Below are 23004 nucleotides of genomic sequence, written 5' to 3' on the forward strand. Positions count from 1 at the left end.
AAGGAGCCAGCCATGCGGCTTGCTCTGTTGCGCCAGATAGCATGGCGTCTCTTGATCAGGGAAAAACTTATGGTGGATACACCGCCCCAGCCCGCCAGAACGGCTGCGCTGACAGCAAAAGCTGTGAGCAAGCCAACGGTTCTGGTCGGGATTGTTCTCAGTATTCCTGACCCCTACCGCGAATATGTGCTGCTGGCATGGATGGCCGTAGCACTAGCCTGCACGGATCTGACACCTCCTGTCGGCCATGGCCGCATGCAAGTTGTTCTGATGCTGGCCTACCGGACACTCAACTTTATTGCCTGCAACTGGGGGGCTGCGGCCAACGCGCTGACGACCCTCTGGATCAGCAAGGGGAGCGATCTTCGCCCCCCGGTTGTAGCCGGGCGGGCAATTGTTCCGTCCAGCCCTTTGGCGCGGGACAGTCCCCCGGAATAACCCCGCCTTTCTCCCCCAACCAACAGCCGCCCGAAGAGGCGGCTTTTTTTATGGAGCAATCCCATATGAACGAACTTCAGTCCGCCACGGCCCTGAATGGTCTGGTCTCCCAGATTGCTGGCAAACATGAGGATGCTGCGGTTAAGGCCGACCTCAATCTGGCCGGTACGGCAATCAGCTTGCTGGTGCAAACGCTGGTGCCCCGGCTGGATCCAGGGCTCGACCTGAATGGGGTGGATACCGCCCTGTCCGAAATTTTCTCCGGCATGACCAAACTGGCCGCTCTGACGGCGGGAGCCACGGCTGCCGCGCAGGTACCGCAGGCCCCTGCCACAGACCCCACTCAGGTTTCGGCCTGACCTACTCGCCCCGTTGCAAATGCAGCGGGGCTTTTTTTGCTTTCTGCCCAAAGGCTCAATGATGAAACCGAGTTCTCTGCGTAATATCCTGCGCTCCGGCACGCCCGAGAGTGTTCATCCCGTTCAGATTGAGGCTGTTGATCAGGGCAAGCGCCGCTTTATGGGGTGTGCCCTTATGTCAGTGGGCGCTCTGGTGGCCATTGCCACCACGTCCGGCTGCTCCGTCACAACCACAAATGGCGTAACAACCATCACGCTGGACGTGGCAAAAGTGAAAGCTTACGGGCAGGCAGGCCTGAATGCGGCCGCCACCGTAAGCAGCTTCCTGTCCGCATTTCCCACACTCGCGCCCTATGCCGCAGCTATCAGCGTTGCCGATACCGCGCTTTCCGGGGCACTGTCCGCGTTCTCGAATGCTGCCGGATCCACGCTGACCATCAATTATAATGATGCGACGTGGAAAACCCGTGTGAGCAGCATTCTTGCCGGTATGACCACGGTCTCCGGGGCGATCAACAGCGCCATTTCCGGGTCAGGCTCCATTCTGTCCGCCACGGTTATTGCCGATGCTAAAACGGCAGATAATGCCCTGATCACCATCATCAGTGTGTTTGAGGCGTTGCTGGGCATTTCCTCCACTCATGCGCCGGTTCGGGCGCGTATGACCCGCGATATGGTGTTTGTGGGGGCTACCAACCCTGCCACAGGCATGACCGAGGCGAAGGCTCTGGCCATTCTGGGGGCGAAGTAATGCGGCCATGCGCCTTGATCGCCTCGGCCGGGGCCATTCTGGCTGGAGCGTGGGTTGCAAGCGTCTGTGTGCGGGCATGGTATCTGTGAGCGGGCGCAAGCTTGGGTGCCGTCCGGCTGTTGTTCTGCCGGGGCAGCCCCGTTTGGGTGGCCTGCGCATGATGGCCCGCAAGGCTCCTTCCGTGCTGGACCGGTCGCATATTAATCCGGCTCCGCTCATGTTGGGAAACGACCAGATTGGAGATTGCACCAGCGTAGGGCTGGCTAATGCCCTGCGTGCCACGGCGGCCCTCGGCGGCTTCCAGATCGGTGTGGATGACGACAGCGTTATCCAGTTCTATGCCGAGAGCACCGGATACAGGCCGGGCTGTCCAGAAACAGATCAGGGCGGGATAGAAGTTGAGGTTCTGAGCTTTGCCGCAGGCGTTGGCTACCAGCTTGAAGCGGGTGCTTACTATCCCCTGTGGGGCACAACCGATGCACAGGATCGCAACGCTCTGGCTTTGATTATGGCCAGCCTCGGGACTGTCTATCTCGGCGTGCTGCTTTCCCAGTCTGACATGAATCAGATTGAATCGACCAATGGCGCATGCGTGCTGGAGGCGGACAACGGCGCATATGGGGATACCACGCCAGGCAGCGCTGGCGGCCATTGTCTGCTGGGCTGGAGTTATAGCGGCCTGTCCGATTCCGACACGGTAGACCTGCTGACGTGGGGCGCAATCCAGAAGGTCACATGGGGATGGCTGCGCAGCCGGATCATGGAGGCCCATGGTCTTGTCTGGCCGCAGCTCACATTGGCCAACGGCCTGTATCCAACTGGGCCAGATATTGATGCGCTCAAAGCGCAAAATGTGGAGTTTCTGACAGCATGACAGTCATTGCATTCACCGCCACCGCTATCGCCGGGGTAGCCGTAGGGCTCCTCGGTGGTTTTGTTTTTTATGCTTATGCCGCGAGTAATTCACAATGACCTATCTGATTTCCATCGGGTGTGGCGTAGCCGGTCTCGTGGTCGGTTTCTTCGCGGGCGTTTACTGGCTTGCTCTGTACAGCCGGACCATAGGATGACGGCCGACTTTGAGTGTGGCGCCATTGCCGGGGGCGCATTTGTTGGCCTCGGCACTCTCCTGCTGGCGCTCATATGGCGCTGGCGGGCAAGCGCTGGCAGCTTCTGGAGCCAGCTTACGAAGGGGCAGGACGATGCGGATTAAAGCGTTGGCCTGCCTTCTGGCTCTCTCTGCCTGCTCCACCGTTCCCATGCGGGCAAAGCATGACCTAATCGGCATGCCCCGCTCGGACCTTATCGCCTGCGCTGGCGTGCCGGATAACGCGACCACCCTGCCCGATGGTGAGGTGCTGCAATGGCGGCAGGACCAGCAGGTGCAAGGGCCGTTTACGATCAAGGGGCCGCTCTCGCTGGAGCTGGACCTGTCCGGTCATGGCACATGCCACTTTGTCGCCCGTTTGCGACAGGGGCGTGTAGCGCAGGTGGAATATACCGGGCCGAGCGGTACGTTGCTCGGCCCGTACTCGGCTTGTCGGCCTTTGGTGTTGGCTTGTGAGCGACAAGCTCGCTTGGCGTTAAAAAGTGAGTGACAAGACCATTTCCCTGACGCCGGGAAAATGGTCTGACCAACGGCGCTCACAGGCAGCGGAGAGCCGTTGGCTGTGGCGCTATGGCATGGGATTGCGGCGGAAGTGAGGGATGGGAACTATTGAGCATCCCCCAATGGTTGACGGGCTTCCACCGTCTGCTGGGGTTCTGCCCTATCTGTACCGCATGCAGGTTGCCAGCTACCCACGGCAGCGTATCTACTGGCATTCTGGTTGCAGGGGCAGGATCTGGCCGATACCAACATTCGATAGAGGTTTCTATTTGATCCTTTCCATATCTCCTCAATTCTCTGCTTTCCATTGAGGGAAGATCAACTTGAACCACAATGCCCTTCAAAGACTCATCTGGAAATGGGAAACGCTGCAAACTCGGCGGATCATGACCAGAAATGATTCTAGAGACGCCCCCCATTAGCCAACCGCATAAGTGTGTCGAAGCCGAAGATTACTTCACGCGGATCAGCAAACGCGCTGATCGGCGGGTAGTCGAAAAAATTTCTTTCATAGTGATATGTATCATTCGATAGAACGACCCAACCTCGGTCAGTTTTCAGGCTTACTATTACTGACCGGGCGTCTGACCGCCCCCATGATGCATGTTCGATGCGAGGAGCCCGCTCCGTAAATCCATTAAGGATATTTCCCCGCCCGGCAAAAATAAGGCCCACAACAGCGTGGACGTCACATTCCTCCCTCCAACCACTCACCTGTGGGATGGGGTTTGACAACATCGAACTGGTCAGGAACTCGATTTCGCGCCGCAAGATATGTATCTAAACGGAATCGAAACAACACATATTGCCGCGTGATCGTAATGCAGGTGATTCAGAATAATGTTATGAATCTATACAATATCGAAACCGCACATGGAAAGCTTTTCGACTGGGCATAACCGAAATATCCCTCATCTCTGATTTTTTCTCACAATTCCGTTCTTACCAATATTACCCGTGCATCACTCACAATCATCGATGCACAATAAATAGAATTTAATACCTTATCCAGAGGCGAGCGGTGAGACAATCGACGCAGGACTTCAGAAAATGCAATATATTTCCATAATTCCTTGCGTCATCTGGCTTTTATTCCCGGCCCCGTCGCTCATCAAACATCGACCATGGTGTTCGAGCCGTGGCAGTTTTAACTACCACACATGCTTTATCGATTTTCTCGAATGGCGCGTTCACCGTAGGAATTGGCACCCAACCGAGCAAACCTTCATTATAGATATTGTGCGGGGAAAAATCCCAGGGTGCGGAACGATACCGCCCCGAGTAACGCCCGACAAGGCGAGCCCTTGTCTTCATCCCATCGTTCATAACGACCAGTCCCAGAAAATAGCTTCCATCTCGCGGCGCTGTTTCCGGCCGCATCCATCGTGAATGGGTGACGCTGCCCTGCGAACTCGGGAGGGATAAGAAAATGGAAGACATATCTAATAGCACCTTCGTCACACATGAAGTTATATCCGCCAATTCTCTATTTCTATTTTTAAACCATCACGAAAACTCCCAAGATCTATCTACCGCCATATTCAACAAAGAAGTAGATATAAACAGCAACCAGACTCACCAAAGAAATGATCTGAGCAATAAATTTGGCTGACACTCCCATCCCCTCTTTTTGACAGGCATATTTTTCTTTCGGATATTCAGAATTAATATCACCATCCATAGTGAGAACGCCTCCTGACATGACGTACGATTCAAGAAACAGTGGAAATTTTTTCAATTTGAGGACTTGAATGCATTTTCTCGTCCGCGTTAGATTGCATATCCAATTTTATAGATTACGTTTATATTTCCAGAACCTGACAACAGCCTGAATACCAGCGTTGGGGACGCGTGTTTTTAAACACAAGCACGTTACTATATCAGATAGGGACAGGTCAGATTCTGATGTCGACAGCCAGTGTTTGCGAGCGCCCAATGAACTTGACGCCGTATTACAAAAGCACTATCGCCCGCTTCATAAGCCAACGGACTGACATGAATCCTCGATCTAGAAACACAAATGGCAGATGGGCAGAGGCGGCCGACTACACCTCCGCCAATCGTCTTGAGGCCTGGAAAACCATTCACCGGTAAAGATCGCCCATCAACGGACGGTTTCTCGATGTCTGGTTCTTCGGGCACGCCTATGCAACCCGGAGAAGCCCCATGTTTCACGTAATGCATACACACGCTGGCCCGTCCGGCACACCATGACCGCCGAGCACGGCTTCTGGGACACCGCGCTCGCGCTATCGGTTTCCTTTGTGCTCGGGGCCATCATTGGCCTGGAGCGCCAGTATCGCCAACGGACAGCCGGCTTGCGGACGAACGTACTCGTGGCCGTCGGGGCCGCCGCGTTCGTCGATCTCGGCATACGCATGGGTGGTGCCGATGGATCGGTCCGAGTCATCGCCTATGTCGTGTCAGGCATCGGCTTCCTGGGGGCTGGCGTCATCATGAAGGATGGCGGCCAGGTCCGGGGCCTGAACACCGCGGCGACACTCTGGTCAACGGCAGCTGTCGGCGCATTCTCCGGCTCGGGTCTGCCGGGCGAGGCGGCACTGGTCGCTCTGTTTATTCTCGCAGGCAACACCCTGTTGCGTCCGCTCGTTGCATTCGTTGATCGCCGCCCGCTGAGACCTGATACGACGGAAGCCTTGTATCGGATGCATGTGGTCTGCCGCCCGGAACATGTGTCCGCAGCACGCGACCTCCTGGCCGATGAACTGGAGCATCATCATTACCCCATACAGGACATCGAAACCTTGTCCGAGGGGGATGATTATGTCGAACTGGCGGCACTGCTCGTGCCCACATCCGCCGACCTGAAAGAACTGGATACCGTGAGCGAGCACATTGCCCAAAGTCCCGACGTCATTAGCGCCACATGGAGTGTCAGCACGACCAACTGAGGCACTCCGCATGCAGACAGTTATTCGTTACGGCGGGCGGAGCAGCCAGGCCCCATTCGTTCATTTTACGAGAGGATACAGAATTGCCGCCTGATCTCACACCCTGAGTGACAATCGGGAAATTTGGTAATCGTTCAGGATGAGGTCAGGTTTCTCGTATAACATGACAATTGGAACATGTGTTCCGAGCAGCTTCGTGTAACGAGAGTGTTAGATTTGCGATCGATTGTCTGCCACACTCGGCTTATCCAAGGAGAATCCAAATGATGTCACGGTTCCTCATAGGAACTCTGGTTATGACCTTGACCTTTGCGTCCATTGTTCCGGCCGCGATGGCTCAGAGCGGTCCGACACCAACCGCAACGGCCGATATTCCTTCTAGTGCCGGCAAGCCGGCCGATGCCCCGAAGGAAAAGGCGCACAAGGCGAAAAAGGGTCATAATAAGAAGGTTAAGGCGTCGCCTACCGACAAGCCCTGAGAAACGGTGGAACGCTCTTAATTGGTAATCATGCCCCGATTTCCTGATGTCGCATGTTATGTTTACATGACCCAGAAGATGAAGGAAATTGCGGGCATGATACATAATTCTTCGAACAGGATTGGTTATTTAAAATATTCCAGCGTATATTTTTAGTCGACAGATTAATAAATTGGTTCTATTTTCGATTGATTCCGCAGAATATCTGCTTGCTATATTTGGCCGACATTTAGAACTTTCTATTAACTGAAGCCACATTCGGCGTCGAATTAATGATGACCTTACCACCATAAACGAAACCGCACCCGCAACGCCTGCATCAATTCGTTAGCGCATCTGCTGGCGATCATGATCGGGGTAGCGGTGAATGCGGCTCGCCGGGCGGAGGTATCGACGATAGCCGCCGCCTTGATCGACCACCGCCGTCAGGGGGTGGCTGGCTTTCTGTTCCACCATCCCCCACCGAGGGCCTGGAAAAGTCCCACTGTATCGGACAACTGGGCCGATTGGGCCTGAACCATGGTCATGCGCGCCTGCGTTTCCCCCTGCTCGGCCATCAAGACAAGCAATGTGCTTTCATCCCCATATCGCTGCCCTGTCCGCGCAAAATTCAGCGCCTGCCGCGCCTGATCCTCAGCCTTCACGCTTGCGACAAGCGTATCCGCGTCGTTGTGGATCGCATGGAGCGCGTCCGAGACATTCTGCACCGCCAGGACAATGGTGCTGCGATAATCCTCCGCCGCCTTCTGGTATGTCGCACGCGCGCCACGTTCCTGGTGCAGTAGCGTAAAGCCGTCGAACAGCGGCTGCGTGATCATGGCCGCCAGGGTCCAGGTACCATAGCCGGGGGTCGCAAACTGGCTGAAGCGGTTGACCGCCAGTCCGGGCGTCGCAACCAGGTTGAGGTCCGGCAGGCGGGCGGCGACGGCGACCCCGATCTGCGCGCTCGCGGCGTGGACCGTTTCCTCGGCGGCGCGGATATCCGGGCGCTGGTCGATCAATTGCAGCGGCAGGGAAACCGGCAGGTCGGTTGGCAGATGGAAGTCGGCCAGGCGGAAATCGGGCACCGACACATCCGGCCCGTCTCCGGCAAGGGCCGCGATCAGGTCGTGCTGGACGGCCAGTTGCTGACGCAGGGGCGGCAGCGCCTGTTCCGCCTGGGCCAGCAGCAGGCGCTGCGGTGCCACGTCGCGTTCACCCATATCGCCGAAGCGCGCCTGTTGTTCATTAATGGCCAAAATCGCGCGGGCTGAGGCGATGGTCCCTTCCGTCGCCTCGATCTGCCCTCGGATCGCGGCGTACTGGATCGCCGCAGCCACCAGGTTGCTGGTCAGCGACAGGTAGGCCGCTTCCAACTGGAAGCGCGCCAGGGCACGTTGCGCGTCGCTGGCCTCGATCTGCCTGCGGATGCCGCCCCATACATCCGGCATGTAGGAAATATTCAGTTGCAATGTATGCAGGTTATACAGGTAACTGTTGAAGCCCTGAACGCCCATACCCTGCGAGATCTTGTTACGCGTCGGATTGAAGAATCCGCTGATGTTGGGCCATAGCGCGCCCTTCTGCGCCGCGACGCCCTCCTGTGCCGCCAGAAGGGCCTGATGCGCGGAGGCCAGGTTGGGACTATGGGCGATCGCGTGCGTCACCAGCCCGTTCAGCGCCGGACAGTGAAACAATTCCCACCACTGCGCCGGGATATCCTGTCCCGGCCGGAAGGATTGCATGGCCCCAGCGGTCGGGGCTGGCATCGTGCCATCAGGCGTATAGGCATTGTCCACGGACAATGCCGGGCGATGATAGTCGGGACCGACGGTACAGCCTGTAAGGGCCGCCAGCACGACCGCCGTCGCGGTGCGGCGCGGGATCGACAGGAACAGCCTCATGATCCACTTCCCGAACCAGCCGGGAGCGCCCGGCGTCTCTCCATCCGGGACTCCAGTTCGAAATAATAGGTGGGCAGGATGAACAGGGTCAGGATGGTCGCGATGCCCAGCCCTCCCACCACCACAGTGGCCAGCCCGCGCTGGACGTCGGTACCGATCCCCGTCGCCAGCGCTGCGGGCAGCATACCGACGCTGGCCACCGTCGCCGTCATCAGCACCGGCCGGAAGCGCTGCCCCGCGCCATCCAGGACGGCCACACGCAGGGGTTCACCCTCGGCCCGGAGCCGATTGAAATTCGACACCATGATGATGCCGTTCTGGATCGCGACGCCGAACAGGGCGATAAAGCCAACGGCGGTGGCAATGTTCAGGGTCTCGCCCCGCGCATGGAGCGCGATCAGCCCGCCCAGGGTCGCCATTGGCACCACGGCCAGGACCAGCGCCGCCTGGCGCAACCGACCGAACTGGCAGAACAGCAGCACGAGCATGACCGCGAACATCACCGCCAGCGCCACGGTCAGGCGCGCCTGGGCGCGCTGCGCCTGCTCGAACGTTCCGGCCCATTCCAGGCTGTAGGCGGACGGATCGTAATGCACCTGCGCCGCGATGCGGCTTTGGGCATCGGCCAGATATTGCGACAGCGGCCGCTGTCCGTTATCGAGCCGGATCGTGATCTGACGCTGGTTGCGTTCGTGCGCGATGGTGCCCTCGCCAGTACGCACGGACACATGGGCGACGACGCCCAGCGGCACGCGCGCGCCCGACGCGGTGCTCAACGGCAACTGGCGGATGATATCGAGGTTGCTGTTGATCGCACGCGGGATATGGACGGTCATGTTATAGACCCGGTCGGCGACATAGACCGACGAAACCGGTCCATCTCCGATCATGTTCTGCACCACGGCCAGGATGTCCGCGCCGGCCAGGCCATAGCGGGCGGCTTCCTTGCGGTCCACCTCCACGTCGAGTTCCGGCGATGGCGGTTCCTGGAAGATCGAGGCTGCGGCAGTGCCCGGAACCTGACGCATGATATCAACGACCTGGTTGCCGATCCGGCGCAGTTCGTGAAAATCGTCACCGTAGATGCGCAGGACCAGCGGCGAATGGGCACCGCCGACCAGGTCATTCATATTGTCGGCAATCGGCTGGCTGATGCCGAAGCTGATGCCGGGGATCGCGGCCAAACGCGCGCGCAGGCGGACGACGAATTGGGCCTTGGTCTCGCCATGCGGCCATTGGGCATAAGGACGCAGGCCAACCGGCACCTCGATGTGGGAAGGGGTCCAGGGATCGGTTCCGGAATCACTGCGGCCAAGCTGGGTGACGGCAAAGCTGGTTTCGGGGAACGAGCGGATCGCGGCGCGGATCTCGTCCGCCATCGCGCCCGCGCGCTCAAGCGACAGGCCCGAGGGCAACTGCACCTGAATCCATAGCGCGCCCTCATCGAGATCGGGCAGGAACTCCCGCCCCGCCGAGGCCCCGAGCCAGATCGTCAGGCCGAACGCGATGAGTCCGCCGGCATACGCCATCAGCGGTCGGTCCAGGCTGTATGCCAGCAGCCGGTGATAGGCATGATGCAACCATTCCAGCGGACGGTTGCGGAACAGGCGGTGCGGCTTGCGCAGCGCCAGAAACGCCAGCGAGGGCGTCAACGTCATCGCGCAGAGCAGCGCCCCCAGCAGTGCGAAACTGACGGTGAAGGCCATGGGGCGGAACAGCTTGCCCGACGCGCCATCGAAGGCGAACAGGGGGCCGTAGGCGATGATGATGATCAGCGTGGCAAAGAAGATCGCCCGCGCCAGGGTGTCCATGATTTCCAGGACATCGCCCGGAGCCAGGACCCTGTCCGGATGTTCCTCGCGCAGGCGCAGCACGGCTTCGACCACCACGATCGCACCGTCCACGATCACGCCGAAATCGATCGCGCCCAGCGAAAACAGGTTGGCAGGCATATGCAGCGCCGTCATCAGCACGAACAGCGTCGCCAGCGACAGCGGGATGGTGACGGCGGCGACAATCGCGCTGCGCGGGCTCCCCAGGAACAGTACCAGAACGACGAAGACCAGCCCCATGCCTTCCAGCACCGTATGGGCGACCTTGTCGGTGGTGGCATGGACCAGATTGTCGCGGTCGATATAGGGCACGATCCGCGCCCCCTGCCGCGCGAGCCGCTGATTGAGCCGATCGACCCGCGTGTGGACTGCCGCCAGCACCTGCGACGGGTTCTGTCCGGTCAGGGTCGCGACGATGCCTTCCAGCGTGTCTGAATTGCCGTCCATGCCCAGAATGCCCTGGCGAACCTGATGCCCGAACTGCATCTGGCCCAGATCGCGGATGGAAACCGGGCTGCCATTATGCTGCGTCACGCCGATATCGCCCATGTCGTCCAGGGTGTGGACCATGTCGATACCGCGCACGATATAGGACTGATCGCCCCGTGTGACGCGGTCGCCGCCGACATTGACATTGTTGTTCTTCAGGGCGTTCAGGACATCGTTGATCCCGATATTGTACCGGTTCAGCGCGTCGGGATCGAGCAGGAGCTGATATTCCTTGGTAAAGCCGCCGAAATTGCTGACCGAGGCCACACCGGGGATCTGCATCAACGCCGGAATGACGACCCAGTTCTGGATATCGGACAACTGCATCAGGTTCAGGCTGTCCGATTGCAGCGTGTAGCGATAGATCTCGCCGGCCGGCCCCGTGACCGGGCCGAGCATCGGCGTCACCCCTGTCGGCAGGTTAGTCTGCGCGATTTGCTCGGTCACGCGCTGCCGCGCGAAATAGACGTCCGTCCCATCACGGAAGATCAGCGTAATCAGGGACAGGCCGAACGTGCTGCTGGAGCGGCTATCCATCAGGCCGGGCACGGTCGCCAATTGGCGTTCCAACGGTGTCGTAATCTGTTGCTCGACCTCGGCCGCCGCCAGACCGGACACCTGGGTCGTGACCACGACAGTGATCGCACCAAGGTCTGGATATGCCTCGACGGCGATGTCTCGCCAAGCCAGCGCGCCAAAACATGCAAGGATAGCCATGACAGCAAAGACGATACGTCTTTGCCGCAGGCAGAGCGCGATCAGCCGGTCAATCATCGTTCAGCAACACCGCACCCTGGGTCACGATCCGATCACCGGCAGCAAGACCGCTAATTACCCGGCAGTCAGTCCCGTCATCGAGCACCACATCAACTGTCCGACGACGAAAAACGTGAGGCCGCACCTCGACGAACACAGTGGTCGCGTCGTTGTTCATCAGGATCGCTGTCTGCGGGACCGTGATGTCCGGCGGTCGGGGAACAGCGATTGCGACATGGGTATAAAGATGCGGCGTCAGCATGCCATCTGGGTTGGTGATCGTGAAATAGGCGCTGCGCCGCCTTGTTTCGGGCTGCAAGGATGGACGCAGCCCATCGATGATGCCAGCCAGGCGCAAATCGGGAAGCACCGGCACCGTTGCGTGCACGGCCATGCCGGCCCGGACCAGCATGGCCTGATTTTCGGCCAGATCGGCAACGACCCATAATTCACGCGTATCCACCAGGGTCATCATGACTGCAGTGGGATCGGTGACGTTCATACCCGCCGCGACCGACACCGTGTCGATCACGCCGTCGATCGGCGCGGTGAGCGCCATCCGCGCCCCCTCACGAGCACCGTCCTTCACCGGCGCGTCACGGCCCAGGGCCGCCAGGCGCGCGCTGGCCCGTTCCAGTTCGGACCGGGCCTGTTCATACGCAGCCCGTGCGGCCTGCAGATCCTTCATCGCGCCGCCCCCGGCTCCGACGACATGCTGCGATCGGTCATATTGCGCACGGGCCTGCACCAGAGCAGAGCGCGCCTTGTCCTCGTCCGCACTGGCCTGCGCCATGTCGCCGGACATGATGACGGCCAGCACCTGTCCCGCCCGGACATGTGCGCCGGGGGCGACATCCAGTTGCGTGATCCGTCCCGTCAGCGGCGGCAACAGGTTGATACTACGCGAGGGCTCCGCCGTGATTTCGCCTGGTGCGTCGATATCATGCGGGCGCGCCCGAACGGTGACTGTATCTACCCGCAGACGCGATATCAGCGGAGATGCGGCATCGACAGCCAGATCCCCATTCTGTTCACGATGCACGCCTTGCGCTTCGGATATTTCCGGACCTCCAACCGCGACGAGGACGATTATCGAGACAAGGGAAAGCCAGAGCAGCTTGTCGATGCGACGAAAGTGGCGGCGCTTCATGCGTTCTTCATTCAGGAATAGGTGAGATGATATGCGATACGACGACTGAAAAAATGCACATCGGCCCCTCTGATCATGGATTCACCGATCGCTCCGGCAGCATCCGTGACAGCACGCCATCCTTCAGAATGAACTGATGAAACAGCGCTGCGCCGGCGTGACCTACCGCCAAGGCAATGATGAGCCATGCATTCCAGGAATGGAGGTTTTCGACCCACTTCAGGGTTCCGGACGAAAACCTGGTGAAGGGAGGCGGGATCAGAAAACCGAAAAAACTCATGCTTTGTCCCGCCCCCCACCGCCAAGCGAAGCCGAGGCCGGCTTCCGTCACCAACAGGCCATAGAGCACGCTTTCCATGGCGACTGCGCAGAGACGATCCAGCGGAGAGAGCAGGAACGCAAGCCGACGTCCGCCTGTCAAACGCCAATAAAGACGCACAAAAACAACCACGGACAGGACGATCCCCGCCGTAAGATGCGCGACCACCATGAGGTGGTGAACGGGCTTGGTGGGAAGGCCCCATGTCTCGCCGAGCGCGAATTGGAACAGGACCAGCAAGGCCGTCGCCCAGTGCAGAAACATCGTGAGAGCGTCATAGTGACGAAACTGTTGCGTCTGGTCCGGCGCACTCGCCTGTTTCATACGTTTTTCTCTTACCGTAGCAATTAGAAAACTGAATTATAGGCGAACTACCTGACTGCAGCCTGAACGACAACGCATAAAAAATATGAAAAAAAGCCAATGATATTCACTTGCATTGTTCGAAGAAAATACCGATTGCCCCGAGAGGATTTCGATCATACTCAAGTATAGACGTTCTCCTTCGATGGATGCCCCCATGTCCCGACTTCGCTCACATACGGAACGCCACGCCACCGAGAAACTCGGATGGCTGCGCGCGGCTGTGCTCGGCGCCAATGACGGCACATTATCCACGGGTAGCCTCATCGTCGGCGTCGCCAGTGCCCATGCCTCGCAGGGAAACATCCTCATCGCCGGCCTTTCGGCGCTGGTCGCCGGTGCCCTGTCCATGGCGGCTGGAGAATATGTCTCGGTCAGTTCACAGGCGGATTCCGAACGTGCCGACCTTGCACGCGAGAAGAACGAACTCGCCCATGACTGGGACGGCGAGGTGAAGGAACTGGCCGGAATTTACCAGCAAAGAGGTCTCGACGCGACACTAGCCCGACAGGTGGCAGTCGAACTGATGAAACATGATGCGCTCGGTGCGCATGCCCGCGACGAGCTTGGCCTGTCCGAAGCAACGGCGGCCAGGCCTGTTCAGGCGGCCTTCGCCTCCGCTGCAGCGTTTTCCTGCGGAGCGGTATTCCCCGTAGTGACAGCCGTTCTTACCCCGCCATCATACGTGGCCGGGGGCGTGTCCATCGTCTCCGTTATCATGCTGGCCGTACTGGGCGCCATCGGCGCCATTGCCGGCGGAGCTGCTCCTTTGAAACCCGCGCTGCGGGTGACCTTCTGGGGAATCGTAGCGATGATCATCACGGCCGGAATAGGCCGGATTTTTCACATCTAATTTCCTCGCCTCCCGACTAGGTCAGTAACCATCGACTGATAGCCTCCGAGATATCGGGCGACTGGGGCACAACCCCCATTTGCGGTTCGACATGCAGCAGGTTCACATCTCAAAGCTGGTGCGAGGGTATCGAGTAATAGCTGCTCTATGTCCCGGTGTCCGGTTCCTTCCGTCCAGCGACATCCCTTACCCGCTCATTGAGGAACCGCTGTCCCTTCACCAGCCGCCGGACCAGCACCTCATTGAACCGGGCATACATCTTCGCCCCCCGATCCTTCGCGGCCTCGTTCTCATTCGCCGGGATGGGAAGCTGGCGCATCATCCAGGCATGAGTATAGAGCGCGAATGCCTCGCCCAGCACAGCGACGGCCTCATCCACATCGTCGATCCGTCGCCCGAGCCGGTCCAGACGCTTGGACAGCGCCGCATCCCGGCGTTCATCGTCTTCGCCGGACACCAGCGACAGCACCGCTGCCTCGATCACCGCCGATTTCGACACCTTCCGGCGCTCGGCCAGCGCCTCGACCTGCTTGAGCAGGCCCGGCTCGAAATACACATTCATCCGCTGCCGCCTGGTCATCGCCGTTCCCCTGGTCTGGAGGTTTGATGACAGAGTGAGCTGAAAATTCCCTGACGCAAGCCCTTATTCGATCGGGATGGTACAGGGGCGTAGCCTGGCGTAAAATTGGCGGCTTTTGTCGGCGCTCCGGAACGACTCGTGGGGCATCCCGCTACAAGCCAAGTCCCCTGCCCCGTCCCAGTGCCCAGGAGATACCACCATGCTCGTCCATGGAGATCGTCATCTCCTTCTGGCGCTGTTTCCCGATCTCCGGACGCCAGGGCACCAGCGAGAATTCATGCCCGCTCTCCATTACCGCAAACCGCCCGCTGGCCAGATCGACCGGGCCTTTCATCGTGCCCTGGATGGTCTCGAAGCGATCAAGCGGACGCCACAGCTTCCCCCGCTTCCCGGCCATGGCCTGTCCCACCCGTTCCACTTCCCGCCCTTCCAGCGACGCCAGCAGGTTCTTGCGATAGCGGACCATGCCCTCCGGGGTGAGACTGGCGTCCCCACGGTCGATCAGGGCCTGTTGCCGTCTGGCCAGGGCGTCACCCACCTCGCCCCCGAACCCGGCCTCCACCCGGTCGCCCTCACGCCTGGCTCCGGCCACCAGACGCCGGTCGAGCCAGGTCGCGCCATCGGACCCGATCTGCGCTTCCAGGTCGAAGGCGGACAGCAGCCGCACCGTCGCCTTCGGGGCACGGGCGGCGTCATAGGCGATGGAGCGTTGCTGGAAGTCTTCCGGGATGCGCCAGCGGTCGGCCTCCAGCCGCTCCACGATCCCAGCCCGCCGCAGAGCTTCCAGACGGCGGACATGCCCCTTGATCAGGTCTTCCGGCGTGCCTTTGAGGCTCCAGCGGTCGAGCTGCATCTGTTCCAGGTGGGCCGAAGGGCGATAGATCCCGCCCTCGGTATGGGCGAGGATCGCCCGATCGGATGGGCGCGGTTTGTCGGGAACCGAGGCAGCGGCGATTTCCACGATCGCGCCACCGGGAACGTCCTCCACCTGAGCCGGGTCGAAGCCGCGCAGATGATGCACCCGCCCATCGAGGCCATCGACCACCAGCGACAGTTTCTCCCCGAGTTCGTCGGTCAGGTGCCTGTCCACCAGTTGCCCGATGACCGATTTGTCTGGAACCTCGCCATGGAAGTGGAAATGCGCCGGGTCTCGGTTTGCGTGCTCAGTATCCTTGCCGCGCGCCTTCAGGGCGCGGTGCATCTGCTTCGTGATGTCGTCCCGCTCGCCGAGATTGCGCAGACGCTCCTCCAGCCGGTCGTCGAGCGTCCATCTGCCCGGTTCCGTCTGGCTGGCCAGTCCCATGCGTTCCAGCTTCGCGAGGCGCGACAGGCGCAGCCGCCGGTCCACCAGATCAGAGGTCGGTGTTTCGATACCGGGGCGCATGTCGAGGGTACCGTCCTTCATCGGATCCAGCAGGGCACGGTCGATGCGGGTGAAGCGGTCGCGGTCGATCTCGGTTTCCAGCTTTTGGCGCTGTTCGATCTCGGACACGGGACCGAGGTCCAGCGTCACGAATTCGGAGGCGCGTTCGCGGAGGCCATGGGTGATATAGCCGCCATCGATGACGAGGTCTTTGCCCTGGTCATCGCGACCGTTGATCACGACATGGACATGAGGATGCGCGGTGTTGAAATGATTCACCGCCACCCAGTCGAGCCGTGTGCCGAGGTCGGCTTCCATCCGCGTCATCAGGTCGCGGGTGAAGTCCGTCAGATCCTCCAGCCGGTCGGCGTCTTCCGGCGAGACGATGAAGCGGAACTGATGCCGGTCCTCCGCGCCGCGTTCGAGGAAGGCTCTTGCATCGGCGCGGTCAGTCTCCGCGTTGTAGAGGACACCACGCTCGCCGTCACGGGACGTGCCGTCACGCTGGACGTAACGCAGGTGGGCAGCAGCTCCCCCTCCCTTCCCGGCCTGACGCACCACACGCGCCTTCACGGTCACACGCCGGGCACCGGACACCTGATGCCGCCAGCCGGTGATCCCGCGTGCACGGACGAAGGACGCGCCCCGCCCGCGACCCACGCCACGGGTGGAACCGGAACGCGACGCGCTCCCCGCACGCGAAGACGCAACAGAGTCAGAAGAAAAGCGGCGGCCACTGCCGCCGCCCGACCCGCTGCCTCCCCTCTTTCCGGGGGACAGGGATTGCCGCCGAACCTGTGTGCGAATGCCGGTCAAAAAGTCCGCGTGACCACGCGCCAAGCCGCCCTTCGAGCGGAGGCGTCCAACTCTGGGGCGGAACGCGGTGTCGTCATCCTGCGCCATGGCCAGACCTCGCGGAAAACGGGCTTTTCGGGGAACAGTGCCGTCAGAAACGGCGGTAAACCCTCCCTCCTTAAAAATGACGACTCAGACGTCTAAAATCCAGAGTGCCACTTAAACTTTCCCTAACCCCATGTGCAGACAGAGAAAACCGCAGGGCTGGACCGGCAGGAGTGCCATGTCCTTTAATCTTGCCCTCACGTTTTTTCCTCTTTTCGTCCTCTGAATTAGACTTTTCCGAATCTGATGGCCACTTCCTGCCTGACCGAGGGGACTGGCAAAACCTGCCACAGATTGCCTCCCACCACCACGCGAACGGAACGTCGAAACCATGCGTCGGACGTGATCGGAATCGACATCTGCACATGACGGGGGACCGTCGAACGGATGACGCTCCCGGCGACGATGCATCATCCGTCAGCGTGCGTTTGTCGTGCATCCGGGCCGTCCGTCCGCCGCATGCGAATACTGTTTCGGATGCGGGAAAACTCGTGTCACTAAACGTCGGATTGTGCGCCGCAATGGCGTCCAAAGCAGCACCAAAGGCGACCCGAAAGAGACGCGGCGGCGCAGCCGGTGCCTTCCGCTCGCGGCGCAAAACGAACGCGACAGGAGGATGGAAAAGCTGACCGGAAAGAGAAGGGAAAGGCACGGGCAAACGTCGGTAAGCCAGACGCGGGAGGCACACTCAATGCAACGCGCGACGACGCAGCCATGCCCGATGCCGTGCTTTGGTATAGGGATCGGGCTGCTGCCGTGCCTCAAGCCGATGGTGCACATGCCGCCAGTAGTCGGGACTGACCTCTGTCGGGTCGATGTCCTGCGCCTCGACCGCGTCGATCGCTTCCAGCACACGCTGGACGCGCGGCCATGAACTCTGGTGCAGCAATACCTCGCCACCCTGCTGCACGTACGGGACGGTCTGGTAGTCTTCGCCGGAGCCGACCGTGCGCACGATGTCAATGTGCGATTCAACCGTGCCATACTCGTTGGCGGCCCAGCGAACGAAGGCGAACACGCTGCCGGGGGCGAAACTGAGCACGCGCCGCTGACGGTCGAGGATCGTGTCCGCGACCGGTCGCCCGAAGCGCAGCCAGCGTTCGACCTTCTTCTCGATCCACGTCAGTTCGACCGTCGTGAGCAGCACCGGAAGGTCTCTAGATATCACCATTTAACTCCTTGCGGGCTAATGCTTGGCGCTCCATATTTTCCGCGTCGTCCGACACTGCTTAACAGACACGGAGGATTCCAAAATGCATTTTTCTCGTATGATTCAGGCCGGCACCTTTGTTGCTACACTGGCCTGCGGCGCGGCTGCCCTGCCTGCGCAGGCTCAGGATACGTTGCGCGTCGTTGATCCACGGGGACACCAGGTCGGTATCCTGGTCCCGGTCCAGGGCATCGCGACGACAGCGGCAATGCCTGATATCGACATGTTCGAGGCCGTTGATCGCATGATGGCACGCAATATGGCTCTCATGGAGGCGGTCGATCGGACATTGGGCTCGCGGCTGGACGGCGTCCTGCGCGCCGTTCCGGCTGTTGGTCATGACCTCCCGAAACAGAGCATGTCCTGGCAGCGTTTCGAGGCGGTCAGCACCGGTGGACCCACCGCCTGTACGCAGACAATCACGATCACATCAAACGGTCAGGCGGCGCCAATCGTTCATGTGTCACGCACCGGAAGCAAGTCCTGTGCCGCGCTCCCCGCGTCGATGGCAGTTGACAATCCCGGAGGTCAAAAGACTGGTTCCACGGCTCTGACGCCCGCCGTCGAGACGCGGACGGAAGTCCCGACAAACGGATACGCTGGAAGCGCTCTCTAAGACAGGTGGTGGCCGGAAAACCCCGAGCCACCATCATAGAAGGAAAATATATTGATTTTCTGCGATCATCGCTATGACGGTTAACGAAAATCAACAAAACCCATGTAATTTCTGTCTGCAACACCGCCACAGAAAATAAATACAAATAAAAATAATAAACTTATTCATGAAAAAAATCTGCATTTCGTGCCCTCTTGACGAAGCAGGCATCTCTTCCAATCTTGCTTTCGCTGGACGCCATCGGGTCCGGCATAGGCTCTGTGAGCCAGACAACTGAAGTCCATGTTGCTTTAATCGGAGGATGTGGATGTCGACGCTGAAAGGACTTTATTCCCGCTATCGCCGCTCCCTGCGCACAGCCGCCCGGAGATGGCGCAACCGACTGGAGGGAGGCGTATCATGGTAACGCGCCCCCTTTTCGGAGACGATCCGCTCGCTCCGCGTGCCCTCTCCGTGCTCCGCCGCCTCGGTCATGACGGACGTGGCGTGACGCTGACGTCTCTGGTGGCTCATACCGGTATACCGGGGATCAGACTTCGCTCCACGCTGGAACGCCTGGTCCAGGCTGGCGCGGTCGCCCCTGCCGGGTGTGATCCCCTGGCTTCTGATCTCGCGTTCCGTCTCCCCATGCGGGCAAGAGCCGCACCGCCAGTTCCGGTCGCGGCGTAAGGCACTGACCGCGCCGGGTAGATCAGCAACGCCTTCTCCGAGCGGAAACGCCGTCTTTTCTGGAACGACCGCACGAATGAGAGGGTGGAGCGGGGCCTTCCATCGGAGCCCCGCGTCTCTGAAGGTGAGGTCGAAAGCAGAGAGAACAGGGAGATGTCGAGTTTTATCCATTTTCTCAACCTGAAGGCGCTTCAGGACTATTGGAATAACCATCCTCCCGTGCCCCGTTCACGGGGGACAATTCGGCCAGTTTGGTCGCACTCCGAGGGAGACACTGAGCAAGCGGAACAGACGGCCAAGCAACCTCTGCGCCTTCGGCAGAGGGAGAGACCACACGTCGCTGTCGGTCTCGTCCTCATGCTGCTGGTCGGAATGGCCTCGCAGGCATCGGCTCATGCGCCGCATGATGTGCTGTCGTGCGAGACAGAAAAGCAGCCGGTGAACATTCCATCCATGCCACTGGCCCGCGCCATCGAGATATTGGGCCGGCAGACCGGGTGCCCGGTCCTTGTCGACCCGATCCTTATGGACGGCCGGACCTCGGCAGCCGTCAAGGGCGCCTATACGCCTCAGGCCGCCCTCCTGCATCTGTTCGGGTCCGTGCATGTCGACGTCACCGCCACTGTTTCGGGCTTGAGCGTCAGCCCTCTGGATGCGACGGCTCTGATATCGGGCGACACGCGGGCCGGCCTGAGGACTGCATCATGACTCTTCGCGCGGACAGGCCGAACAGAATTATGTCGCTTCCGACCGTTCAGATCGACACAGAACTGGCGGTCCTGCTGGCCGACTATCTCGGCGACCAGGAAAAAAACCAGGGATATGACGGCCTCATGCGTCGGGCGGCTGACCACCGGATTTATGATCGGATTTCTCGCTGGAGAACCGCGTCTTATCCGGAAGTGACGACCGTCGCCGTGGTCCGAAAACTCCTGCCTGTCGCTGACCGCACGCACATGGCTAAGACCCTGGGTATGTCGTTGGGAGACCTCGAAAACCAGCTGACATTAGCCTTGCCAAAAGGCGTGCGAGACCATGCCAGAACATTGTCCTGTCGCCTGCCACGCTGGCAGCGGCTTTGAACCGGATGTGCGCCGGAAGGGCCACGACGTAGGAACTATAACTCAATTCATAGATGGGAAAACGGCTATGGAAGACCTCTCCATGAAACGTTCCTGGCAGAGCAGGGACTGGTCCCACTTCATCAAGCTGTTCAGGGGCCTGACATTCTACGAGCGTTTTGAACAGGCGATCATTCTGACCCTGATTGCGCTCATCATGCTGGTCACCGCCATCGCGACGATTCATCTCATCGGCGCGGTATGGCATCTGGTCGTCGATGTCGGAATCGATCCGATCAACCAGACGATCTTCCAGGCGATTTTTGGCGCGATCTTTACTGTTATCATCTCCCTTGAATTCAAACACTCCCTGCTGGTCGTTCTTGCCCAGCATGAGAACGTCATCCGAGTACGGACCATCGTCCTGATCGCCCTCCTGGCGATTGCCCGCAAATTCATCCTGCTGGATCTGCATGATGTGACTGCCATGGAACTGTTCGCTCTCTCGGCGGCTGTTCTGGCGCTGGGTGCCGTCTACTGGCTGGTCCGCGACCAGGATGCGCGTGTCGCGCGCGATGCCAGGGAACAGGCGCATCTCGAAGATAATCCTGCGGCCCGCTGTGAGCCTGAACGGTCTTCATCCTGAAGGATCGAAGTAAAGGCGGTCTATAACGCCGCCTTTACTCAATCCCCACTATGTCTCGTGCGATGAGGACGTCTTCTTCGCCGTCTCTGGCCCTGACGGTGCCAGATGATCTGTGTCGATGGGCCGGAAAGGCGGAATGGGTTGTCCGGGAGAGTAGACCGGCCCCTTGTAGTTCTGATCCAACTGGCTTGCGTTCAAGCTGTCGACCAGCATATCACCTGTGCCGTCTTCGTAATGAGTGCGAGCCCCGGTTTTGGGGATTGTGGACGTTCCCTCAGTCGCCCTTGCATCGAACGATGTTGCAGTCGTCCGGACAACATCACCAGCATGTGCGCCCGACTGGCTCAGTAGAGACAAGCTCAGAGCAGCGCACGACAGAGATATTTTCATCCTCTTCATGCTCATGACCTTTCGAGATTCTCCCCCGGCCGGATGAATGGTCGGGGGAGAGTTTTCGTCACGCCATCAGGCTGCCTCTTTCCGCGCCTCAATCTGGGGCACGGCTTCCTCCGCACGTGCTGTAGAGGACGTAATCGCGATACGACGCGGCTTCATCGCTTCGGGTATCTCACGTTTCAGAGTAATGGACAGAAGTCCGTTCTCGAAGTGCGCATCGGTGACTTTCATATGCTCGGCCAGATCGAAGCGGCGTTCGAATTCTCTGCCCGCAATACCCCGATGGAGATATTCGGCGGCGCTTTGCGGCTCCGGCGCCTTTCGTCCTGTCACGACAAGAGTATTGCGCTCCTGTGTGATCGTAAGGTCGGCCTCGGCAAGTCCGGCAACCGCCATGTCGATCCGGTAATCATCCTCACCGGTCTTGACGATATCGTAAGGCGGCCAGTTATCGACCGTCGGAATCCGGCTGGCGAGATCAAGGGCATTGAGCATTCTGTCAAAACCCACGCTCGAACGGAACAGGGGAGCAAAATCAACGGTGGCTCTCATAGCCATATCCTCCTTTGAGCAACATGGACACAAGATCAAAACTGATAGTTCTGTCTGCCGACCCCTTCGGCGGCCGGCAAATTCAATCTGGGAACTCCGTGCATGGTGTCAAGAGGCATCAAAAATGCAGAAAGGCTGGTTTGGGCGTCCTCTATCGTTCGCGTTTTCATTGCCTGCGCGTCTTCGCGAGTGAGACGGACCCATGCCCGTTTCACGAGCATCGTGCTATAAAGCATCATCGCGTGTTCAGAGTGGACCAGGAGAATGCCTGATAGCGTCAGATGGAAGTTGCGGGCCGCGGCTTTCGCCGCGACCATGCTGAGTACCGCTCCGGCGGAGGCCAGGCCGTGGATTTATGCTGGACCTCCAGTTGTCGTTCCACCACCAGTCGTGGTCGCGCCGCCACCTCCGCCTGTCGTGATTGCACCGCCTCCCCTCACGATCATTCGCCCCCCACCACCGGTGCCACCCTACGAAATGGTGCCATTGCCACGCCGAGGCTATGTCTGGGAGCCGGGCCGCTGGTTCTGGACTCCGCGCGGCTACATCTGGCGGAGAGGCTGGTGGCGGCGCTGGTGAACTCTGCCGTCTATGATGCCGCGAAGACCCGTTGAACTCTTGCATGCTTTCCGTGATAAAGAGCCTCGCGTAACGGAGGGGAACCTCTACCAACGCGAGCGACCACATCGCGTGCAAGTTGGGCCACGCCCAGCACGGCGCTCGGCTCACCTGGTCTCCAGGCGGCGTTTTGGGGCAGAAAAACCAAGGGGCTTACCTGCCCCGTCACGATCCGGCCCGATGGTAAAAGCAGGTGTAGC

At 59.8% G+C, this 23004-nt stretch carries 25 protein-coding genes; 15 read left to right on the forward strand and 10 right to left on the reverse strand.

The window, feature by feature from the left end; translation table 11 throughout:
• Positions 1-12 precede the first annotated feature (12 nt).
• The 6 genes from HNR55_RS07750 (at position 13) to HNR55_RS07775 (ending at position 3146) form a co-directional block, all read left to right on the forward strand.
• Positions 13-438, forward strand: a complete 426-nt coding sequence (locus tag HNR55_RS07750) for a hypothetical protein (RefSeq protein WP_166112811.1) — start codon at positions 13-15, stop codon at positions 436-438.
• A gap of 65 nt (positions 439-503) precedes the next feature.
• Positions 504-797: a hypothetical protein gene (locus HNR55_RS07755; protein WP_166112808.1), complete on the forward strand. Its 294-nt coding sequence runs from the start codon at positions 504-506 to the stop codon at positions 795-797.
• A 61-nt stretch (positions 798-858) separates the two neighbouring features.
• Complete coding sequence (locus HNR55_RS07760; protein WP_166112805.1) at positions 859-1548, forward strand: hypothetical protein; 690 nt, start codon at positions 859-861, stop codon at positions 1546-1548.
• Positions 1549-1633: 85 nt separating this feature from the next.
• Positions 1634-2422, forward strand: a complete 789-nt coding sequence (locus HNR55_RS07765) for a hypothetical protein (protein WP_166113258.1) — start codon at positions 1634-1636, stop codon at positions 2420-2422.
• A gap of 192 nt (positions 2423-2614) precedes the next feature.
• A complete protein-coding gene (locus HNR55_RS07770; protein WP_166112732.1) occupies positions 2615-2761 on the forward strand; it encodes a hypothetical protein in 147 nt (48 codons plus the stop codon).
• Complete coding sequence (locus HNR55_RS07775; RefSeq protein ID WP_166112802.1) at positions 2751-3146, forward strand: hypothetical protein; 396 nt, start codon at positions 2751-2753, stop codon at positions 3144-3146. Before HNR55_RS07770 ends, HNR55_RS07775 begins: the two co-directional genes overlap by 11 nt.
• 1536 nt (positions 3147-4682) lie before the next feature.
• Here the strand turns inward: HNR55_RS07775 and HNR55_RS07780 are convergent.
• The gene (locus tag HNR55_RS07780) at positions 4683-4838 is read right to left on the reverse strand and encodes a hypothetical protein (protein ID WP_166112799.1); all 156 of its coding nucleotides are present in this window, start codon (positions 4836-4838) and stop codon (positions 4683-4685) included.
• 529 nt (positions 4839-5367) lie between these two features.
• Here HNR55_RS07780 and HNR55_RS07785 point away from each other — a divergent pair.
• Positions 5368-6069, forward strand: a complete 702-nt coding sequence (locus HNR55_RS07785; protein ID WP_166112797.1) for an MgtC/SapB family protein — start codon at positions 5368-5370, stop codon at positions 6067-6069.
• 263 nt (positions 6070-6332) lie between these two features.
• Positions 6333-6548, forward strand: coding sequence for a hypothetical protein (locus HNR55_RS07790; protein WP_166112794.1), 216 nt, complete (start codon positions 6333-6335; stop codon positions 6546-6548).
• A gap of 425 nt (positions 6549-6973) precedes the next feature.
• On the opposite strand, the gene HNR55_RS07795 is transcribed toward HNR55_RS07790, so the two are convergent.
• The 4 genes from HNR55_RS07795 to HNR55_RS07810 form a co-directional block, all read right to left on the reverse strand.
• On the reverse strand, positions 6974-8431 hold the full coding sequence (locus tag HNR55_RS07795) for an efflux transporter outer membrane subunit (protein WP_166112791.1): 1458 nt from the start codon (positions 8429-8431) through the stop codon (positions 6974-6976).
• Entirely contained in the window at positions 8428-11526 is a 3099-nt protein-coding gene (locus tag HNR55_RS07800; RefSeq protein ID WP_166112788.1) for an efflux RND transporter permease subunit, read from the reverse strand. Before HNR55_RS07800 ends, HNR55_RS07795 begins: the two co-directional genes overlap by 4 nt.
• Positions 11519-12658 carry an efflux RND transporter periplasmic adaptor subunit gene (locus HNR55_RS07805; RefSeq protein WP_166112785.1) on the reverse strand — a complete coding sequence of 380 codons (1140 nt, stop codon included), beginning with the start codon at positions 12656-12658 and terminating at the stop codon, positions 11519-11521. The genes HNR55_RS07800 and HNR55_RS07805 overlap by 8 nt, the downstream gene beginning before the upstream one ends.
• Positions 12659-12731: 73 nt before the next feature.
• Positions 12732-13301: a cytochrome b gene (locus HNR55_RS07810; protein ID WP_166112782.1), complete on the reverse strand. Its 570-nt coding sequence runs from the start codon at positions 13299-13301 to the stop codon at positions 12732-12734.
• 196 nt (positions 13302-13497) lie between these two features.
• Between HNR55_RS07810 and HNR55_RS07815 the strand changes: the two genes are divergently transcribed.
• Positions 13498-14193: a VIT1/CCC1 transporter family protein gene (locus HNR55_RS07815; protein WP_166112779.1), complete on the forward strand. Its 696-nt coding sequence runs from the start codon at positions 13498-13500 to the stop codon at positions 14191-14193.
• A gap of 145 nt (positions 14194-14338) precedes the next feature.
• Here the strand turns inward: HNR55_RS07815 and HNR55_RS07820 are convergent, their stop codons facing one another.
• From HNR55_RS07820 to HNR55_RS07830, 3 genes are all read right to left on the reverse strand, one after another.
• Complete coding sequence (locus tag HNR55_RS07820; protein ID WP_166112776.1) at positions 14339-14773, reverse strand: ribbon-helix-helix domain-containing protein; 435 nt, start codon at positions 14771-14773, stop codon at positions 14339-14341.
• Positions 14774-14924: 151 nt separating this feature from the next.
• Entirely contained in the window at positions 14925-16715 is a 1791-nt protein-coding gene (locus HNR55_RS07825; protein WP_264813786.1) for a DUF3363 domain-containing protein, read from the reverse strand.
• A 1009-nt stretch (positions 16716-17724) separates the two neighbouring features.
• Positions 17725-18207: a DUF2840 domain-containing protein gene (locus HNR55_RS07830; protein ID WP_166112770.1), complete on the reverse strand. Its 483-nt coding sequence runs from the start codon at positions 18205-18207 to the stop codon at positions 17725-17727.
• Between the two features lie 82 nt (positions 18208-18289).
• On the opposite strand from HNR55_RS07830, the gene HNR55_RS07835 reads away from it, so the two are divergent.
• The 5 genes from HNR55_RS07835 to HNR55_RS07855 all read left to right on the forward strand — a co-directional run bounded on the left by HNR55_RS07835 (position 18290) and on the right by HNR55_RS07855 (position 21238).
• On the forward strand, positions 18290-18862 hold the full coding sequence (locus HNR55_RS07835; RefSeq protein ID WP_166112767.1) for a hypothetical protein: 573 nt from the start codon (positions 18290-18292) through the stop codon (positions 18860-18862).
• A 399-nt stretch (positions 18863-19261) separates the two neighbouring features.
• Positions 19262-19531, forward strand: a complete 270-nt coding sequence (locus HNR55_RS07840) for a helix-turn-helix domain-containing protein (RefSeq protein WP_166112764.1) — start codon at positions 19262-19264, stop codon at positions 19529-19531.
• Positions 19532-19888: 357 nt separating this feature from the next.
• The gene (locus tag HNR55_RS16930) at positions 19889-20239 is read left to right on the forward strand and encodes a hypothetical protein (protein WP_228518517.1); all 351 of its coding nucleotides are present in this window, start codon (positions 19889-19891) and stop codon (positions 20237-20239) included.
• Positions 20236-20613 carry a hypothetical protein gene (locus HNR55_RS07850; protein WP_166112759.1) on the forward strand — a complete coding sequence of 126 codons (378 nt, stop codon included), beginning with the start codon at positions 20236-20238 and terminating at the stop codon, positions 20611-20613. Before HNR55_RS16930 ends, HNR55_RS07850 begins: the two co-directional genes overlap by 4 nt.
• A gap of 67 nt (positions 20614-20680) precedes the next feature.
• Positions 20681-21238 carry a phosphate-starvation-inducible PsiE family protein gene (locus HNR55_RS07855; RefSeq protein WP_166112756.1) on the forward strand — a complete coding sequence of 186 codons (558 nt, stop codon included), beginning with the start codon at positions 20681-20683 and terminating at the stop codon, positions 21236-21238.
• A 465-nt stretch (positions 21239-21703) separates the two neighbouring features.
• On the opposite strand, the gene HNR55_RS07860 is transcribed toward HNR55_RS07855, so the two are convergent.
• Complete coding sequence (locus HNR55_RS07860; protein WP_166112753.1) at positions 21704-22186, reverse strand: Hsp20 family protein; 483 nt, start codon at positions 22184-22186, stop codon at positions 21704-21706.
• 35 nt (positions 22187-22221) lie between these two features.
• The gene (locus tag HNR55_RS07865) at positions 22222-22503 is read right to left on the reverse strand and encodes a hypothetical protein (protein WP_102324446.1); all 282 of its coding nucleotides are present in this window, start codon (positions 22501-22503) and stop codon (positions 22222-22224) included.
• Between the two features lie 160 nt (positions 22504-22663).
• Between HNR55_RS07865 and HNR55_RS17270 the strand changes: the two genes are divergently transcribed.
• Positions 22664-22765 carry a YXWGXW repeat-containing protein gene (locus tag HNR55_RS17270; RefSeq protein ID WP_124296136.1) on the forward strand — a complete coding sequence of 34 codons (102 nt, stop codon included), beginning with the start codon at positions 22664-22666 and terminating at the stop codon, positions 22763-22765.
• The last annotated feature ends 239 nt before the right edge of the window (positions 22766-23004 follow it).

It is taken from the genome of Acetobacter lovaniensis (assembly GCF_014207635.1).
In the GTDB taxonomy this organism is placed as follows: domain Bacteria; phylum Pseudomonadota; class Alphaproteobacteria; order Acetobacterales; family Acetobacteraceae; genus Acetobacter; species Acetobacter lovaniensis.

Coding starts and splice junctions, on each gene's coding strand:
- HNR55_RS07750 (WP_166112811.1), top strand. CDS start 13: ATGCGGCTTGCTCTGTTGCGCCAGATAGCATGGCGTCTCTTGATCAGG.
- HNR55_RS07755 (WP_166112808.1), top strand. CDS start 504: ATGAACGAACTTCAGTCCGCCACGGCCCTGAATGGTCTGGTCTCCCAG.
- HNR55_RS07760 (WP_166112805.1), top strand. CDS start 859: ATGAAACCGAGTTCTCTGCGTAATATCCTGCGCTCCGGCACGCCCGAG.
- HNR55_RS07770 (WP_166112732.1), top strand. CDS start 2,615: ATGACGGCCGACTTTGAGTGTGGCGCCATTGCCGGGGGCGCATTTGTT.
- HNR55_RS07775 (WP_166112802.1), top strand. CDS start 2,751: ATGCGGATTAAAGCGTTGGCCTGCCTTCTGGCTCTCTCTGCCTGCTCC.
- HNR55_RS07780 (WP_166112799.1), bottom strand. CDS start 4,838: ATGGATGGTGATATTAATTCTGAATATCCGAAAGAAAAATATGCCTGT.
- HNR55_RS07785 (WP_166112797.1), top strand. CDS start 5,368: ATGACCGCCGAGCACGGCTTCTGGGACACCGCGCTCGCGCTATCGGTT.
- HNR55_RS07790 (WP_166112794.1), top strand. CDS start 6,333: ATGATGTCACGGTTCCTCATAGGAACTCTGGTTATGACCTTGACCTTT.
- HNR55_RS07795 (WP_166112791.1), bottom strand. CDS start 8,431: ATGAGGCTGTTCCTGTCGATCCCGCGCCGCACCGCGACGGCGGTCGTG.
- HNR55_RS07800 (WP_166112788.1), bottom strand. CDS start 11,526: ATGATTGACCGGCTGATCGCGCTCTGCCTGCGGCAAAGACGTATCGTC.
- HNR55_RS07805 (WP_166112785.1), bottom strand. CDS start 12,658: ATGAAGCGCCGCCACTTTCGTCGCATCGACAAGCTGCTCTGGCTTTCC.
- HNR55_RS07810 (WP_166112782.1), bottom strand. CDS start 13,301: ATGAAACAGGCGAGTGCGCCGGACCAGACGCAACAGTTTCGTCACTAT.
- HNR55_RS07815 (WP_166112779.1), top strand. CDS start 13,498: ATGTCCCGACTTCGCTCACATACGGAACGCCACGCCACCGAGAAACTC.
- HNR55_RS07820 (WP_166112776.1), bottom strand. CDS start 14,773: ATGACCAGGCGGCAGCGGATGAATGTGTATTTCGAGCCGGGCCTGCTC.
- HNR55_RS07830 (WP_166112770.1), bottom strand. CDS start 18,207: ATGGTGATATCTAGAGACCTTCCGGTGCTGCTCACGACGGTCGAACTG.
- HNR55_RS07835 (WP_166112767.1), top strand. CDS start 18,290: ATGCATTTTTCTCGTATGATTCAGGCCGGCACCTTTGTTGCTACACTG.
- HNR55_RS07840 (WP_166112764.1), top strand. CDS start 19,262: ATGGTAACGCGCCCCCTTTTCGGAGACGATCCGCTCGCTCCGCGTGCC.
- HNR55_RS16930 (WP_228518517.1), top strand. CDS start 19,889: ATGCTGCTGGTCGGAATGGCCTCGCAGGCATCGGCTCATGCGCCGCAT.
- HNR55_RS07850 (WP_166112759.1), top strand. CDS start 20,236: ATGACTCTTCGCGCGGACAGGCCGAACAGAATTATGTCGCTTCCGACC.
- HNR55_RS07855 (WP_166112756.1), top strand. CDS start 20,681: ATGGAAGACCTCTCCATGAAACGTTCCTGGCAGAGCAGGGACTGGTCC.
- HNR55_RS07860 (WP_166112753.1), bottom strand. CDS start 22,186: ATGAGAGCCACCGTTGATTTTGCTCCCCTGTTCCGTTCGAGCGTGGGT.
- HNR55_RS07865 (WP_102324446.1), bottom strand. CDS start 22,503: ATGGTCGCGGCGAAAGCCGCGGCCCGCAACTTCCATCTGACGCTATCA.
- HNR55_RS17270 (WP_124296136.1), top strand. CDS start 22,664: ATGGTGCCATTGCCACGCCGAGGCTATGTCTGGGAGCCGGGCCGCTGG.